Origin of the sequence: Okeania sp. SIO2F4, assembly GCF_010672385.1 — a bacterium.
Taxonomy (GTDB): domain Bacteria; phylum Cyanobacteriota; class Cyanobacteriia; order Cyanobacteriales; family Microcoleaceae; genus Trichodesmium.
On the sequence record NZ_JAAHGT010001202.1, the window covers coordinates 1 to 2,398 of the forward strand.

3 protein-coding genes are annotated in these 2,398 nt (G+C 33.0%); all 3 read left to right on the forward strand.

The window, feature by feature from the left end:
• The first annotated feature begins 213 nt into the window (after positions 1-213).
• Complete coding sequence (locus F6K22_RS38870) at positions 214-633, forward strand: TRAFAC clade GTPase domain-containing protein (RefSeq protein ID WP_293110286.1); 420 nt, start codon at positions 214-216, stop codon at positions 631-633.
• Positions 634-705: 72 nt separating this feature from the next.
• The gene (locus tag F6K22_RS38875; protein ID WP_293110288.1) at positions 706-1,179 is read left to right on the forward strand and encodes a hypothetical protein; all 474 of its coding nucleotides are present in this window, start codon (positions 706-708) and stop codon (positions 1,177-1,179) included.
• Positions 1,180-1,386: 207 nt separating this feature from the next.
• On the forward strand, positions 1,387-2,398 hold a 1,012-nt coding region (locus tag F6K22_RS38880), incomplete at its 3' end, for a hypothetical protein (RefSeq protein WP_293110289.1).

Below are 2,398 nucleotides of genomic sequence, written 5' to 3' on the forward strand. Positions count from 1 at the left end.
TCAGATAAAGCTACTTCAGGAGTTAGAAGAACAAAAGGAATTACAGAAACAATGGTTTGCTCTAATAGATGAAGCTTTATCTTATAAAGAGCAATTATAATAGAAGTATTTTGGCGCTCTATGAACATCCAATTTATTGTTTTTCTGTACTGTTAAATTAGCGGTAAATTTCGATTCAGGTAAAGCTACTTATACACGAGGTTAATTTCGTCTATGTTTAATACAACAGCAAACGAAACTGTCAATGAATCAGTCAATGAACCGAGTCCAAAACCACGACCAATTCCTTCACCAATTCGTTTAGGAATTTGGGGTTTTCAAAGCGCTGGAAAATCTGTTTATATGCTCAGATTATATGAATATTTACTCAATGAAGGGAAAATTCAAATAACTGACGAGGATACAGAAGAATATATTAATAATGGTATAGAACTTTTGGATCGAGGAATATTTATACCCGCTACAGAAACAGCAGGGGAAAAAAGCAAGTATTCCTACAGGATAAACAATGAGGATGGAAGTAATACTGAATTAACATTTTTCGACTTTTCTGGAAAAACTTTACAAGACCCTTACAATGATTTTTTGCACGAAAATAGTCAAGAGGGTACTGTGGTTGATTATCTCCTTTAATGTCATGGGATTATATTTTTACTAAGTCCGTTACAGGAGGATAAACAGACTAAACCATACCATACTTTACTAATGAAACTATTTAATGCAATGCAAAGGAAAAGTGGTCGAAAACCATTGGAGCAGTATGTCGCTTTTGGCATTACTAAAATAGATCATGCAGAAGTTAATCAAAAGTATCTTGAAGAAAAATATAAGTATCCCGAACAGATGTTTCTAGAAATGTTAGGGAAAGGACCAAATGTGAATTTAAAATGGTTAAGCAACTTTTTTCATGTACAAATAGAAAAACCTAAAGATAAGTCTAAGGATAATCCTAGATTAAACATAAATCCTACTCCAGAAAATCGCTGTCAGTTATTTTATATTTCTGGTTTTGGAACCTACAAAGATAGTGATGGTAATGTAAAATCTCCTGTTATTCTCGACGAAGAAGAAAAACAAGAAGAAGAAAGACAAAAAAATACGGCATCAAAATTTGAATTTGAAGAAGATCCTATATTTTTAACATACGAGCAAGACGAGCAAGACGAGCAAGACCCATAGGATTTTGGAAAGGAAAATATCAAGACAGAAGACATTAATCCCAACAAATATAAAATTAATACAGAAGCACCTTTCAACCCAATAAATATATTTACTCCTATTGATTGGTTAGTGAGAGGAATTAAGAGTTTTCCCCCAAATATTCCTAATACTTCTTCAGGAGATTCTAATACTTAAAAGCAATTTTAGTTATGGAGATATAACCTCATGTCGCAAGAGTCTAAATTTGACCAGTTTATATATGGTAAGTTTGTTGCAGAAAAGGATAGTGAGTACCGTCTAGTTTCTTGCAGTGAAAATTTAAACAATAATATTTCAGAGCTGGAAGATATACATGAAAAAATTTATTACTTTTGGGGAAGTCAAGGTAGCGACCCTAATCGTAAAGCTGTAGGAATTTGTAGGAATAATACTCGGATTTTGCCAGAAAAAAAAATTCTACTTATTCAAGCTGCTCCTGCTTTTAATAAAGATAAAGGTATCTTTTCGAGAGGTGGCAGTCGCTCATTTTTCCAGCATCGTTATATTTTTGTATCTGAGGCAGAAATAGTTGGATTTAAAAATCAAATTTGTAGGTTGTTGGGAGGACTAGGTAATATGTCAATACCAACCTTCAGTAGTCTTAACCAACTTGATGATTCTGAGCAAAAATCTTGGCTTTTGGGTCTGGAAGATTTTAAGCCTTTACCAGCAACAGAAACTACAGAGAAAAAAGCAAGGGAGACGATAGAAAAAGTATGGAAAAAACTTAAAAATTCTGAGCAAAAGATTTTGCTTCAAGCACTAGATGTAATTTTGAATGGTAAAAGATTACTACTTACTGACCAAAGCAAAAAAAATACACGATTGCTATTATTACTTCTAGATAATCTTTTGCTTTTCCTACCTACTAATGAGCGTCACAAAATATCTTTAGCTATAGGTTCGGTTGACCCTGAATACTGCAAGTGGGCACAAATAATAGTTAAGTTAGATGGTTCTTCAATAGGTTCTTTACCTGAAAATATGGTGTGGTTAGATTTTCAAAAATATGAGTTTGACAAAGAGGAATATCTAGACCACGAGTATGTTAAAGATTTTATTGCTCCAAACAAGGATAAATATGAAAATTTAATCACTATATGCGAGTACCTTGACAAGACTACTAAGGATGATTCTGATAATTTAGCTTGGGAATTTCAGGAAGTAGGTGGTTGGTTGAAGTTAAATTATCCATCAC